Raw genomic sequence first — 1,495 nt, forward strand, 5'->3', positions numbered from 1 at the left:
GTGCAGCACCGTGCGTTCCATCACGAGGGTGCCGGTGCAGTCCTGGATCGGGCCGACAAAGCCCGGTGCCGCGCCGCCGCATTCGCCTTCGACGGAGTAGCGGCGATCCGAGAGCTGCTCGCCGCGACCGTACTGGTCCGCGTCGTCGACCCGGTTGCCGCGATCGCCCGCACCCCTCCGGTACCAGGCCCGTCTGAACAGAACCCTGATCAGCCACTACCGCCAACGAGGTGATCAACTTCCGCGTCATCTCGGAATGTAGTACGGGTCGGCGCGTTGACACCACGACCGCTCATCGTCGGGCAACAACTCATCCGTGGTCGGTCAATGCCGCCTTCAGCAGACGCTCCAGCCGGGTCATCCTCTCACCGTTCATCGAAATGGAGACCCGTCGGGAGTTGAACGGCTCCCAAGCGGAGAAGAACCGCCCGGTTGCCCAAGAGGCGGATTCTCCTTGCTCGAACTCACGCCGCAGGTCATCGGCGAGCGCTCCGCCCCGACCCAGCACGGAGTGCGAGACGAACAACTCCGTCGGCAGCTCACCTGTCCTACCCAGCTCATCCGGAGTGGGCAACGCGTTCTCGATCCCGATACCTCCGTAAAGCACCCCGGACTCACCTGCCAGCGCCTTGAGCACTTCGCGGATCCACTCAGCGACCCCATACGCGCGCCGACGGGTGCTCTTGGACCACAGGTCCACCGGGATACCCAGCGGTCCTGCGCCGAGTTCGAGCGAGATCGGGTGACGATCCCCGTTCTGCCGGGGCTGGTACTGAACGGTGACCACCCCGAACTTCGGATGCCGGTACCCGGCGCGCACCGCGCGAGCACCGACCACCTCCCCCGCGGTCAGCTCGGCATGCCGGGCGGCGTCGACCCGGACGGCCTCCACCACGTCCGCGACGTCGAAGAAGAAGTCGAACTCCTTGTCTTCCGGGACCACCTCGACCAACCCTGCCGGCGTGCACCCCAGCGTTTCCGCCACGCCGCACGCCCTCGCGAAGGTGGCGGACTCGTCATCGTCCGCGTAGACGGCCGCCCACAGGTGCGGGGGCTCAGGATACAACTGAGACATTTCACTTCCCGAGCAGTTTGAGCATGGCACCCACCTGACCCTGGTTGAGCACGTGCGCAGTGACGAATTTCCCGCTTCCGCGTTCGTACTGAACCGCGAACCATTTCCCGTCGATGCGAGCCAAGTGCGCGTTGGTCAACGTTTTACCGGTATTCCAGGGAATCACTTTACCACTCTGCGAAGCACGCTCGATGAGCGCTTGCCACTCACCGATTCTCGCTTTCCCGGGCGTACCTCCGAACCACTGGGCGGCATGCCTGTCGAAGGAGTGGTCCAAGGACTTCTGGGTGATGGTCCCCGCCGGAGTTCGCGCTACGGTTCGCGCGGCGTCGACGCCCGCTTCGACGGCGTTCGCGGCGAGTTTGGCGCCCTTGCCCAGCGGGATGAAGCCGATGACGGCCATGCCGCACGCCGCGGTGA

3 protein-coding genes are annotated in these 1,495 nt (G+C 65.5%); 1 reads left to right on the forward strand and 2 read right to left on the reverse strand.

Annotated elements, in window-relative coordinates:
* Window positions 1-234 (forward strand): hypothetical protein (locus ADK67_RS54290; protein WP_231648611.1); only part of this gene is annotated, 234 nt, incomplete at its 5' end.
* Window positions 235-310: 76 nt separating this feature from the next.
* Here the strand turns inward: ADK67_RS54290 and ADK67_RS41235 are convergent.
* Both ADK67_RS41235 and ADK67_RS41240 read right to left on the reverse strand, forming a co-directional pair.
* Window positions 311-985: a hypothetical protein gene (locus ADK67_RS41235; RefSeq protein WP_157621479.1), complete on the reverse strand. Its 675-nt coding sequence runs from the start codon at window positions 983-985 to the stop codon at window positions 311-313.
* A 91-nt stretch (window positions 986-1,076) separates the two neighbouring features.
* On the reverse strand, window positions 1,077-1,495 hold a 419-nt coding region (locus tag ADK67_RS41240; RefSeq protein WP_231648612.1), incomplete at its 5' end, for a hypothetical protein.

The sequence above is a fragment of the Saccharothrix sp. NRRL B-16348 genome, assembly GCF_001280085.1.
In the GTDB taxonomy this organism is placed as follows: domain Bacteria; phylum Actinomycetota; class Actinomycetes; order Mycobacteriales; family Pseudonocardiaceae; genus Actinosynnema.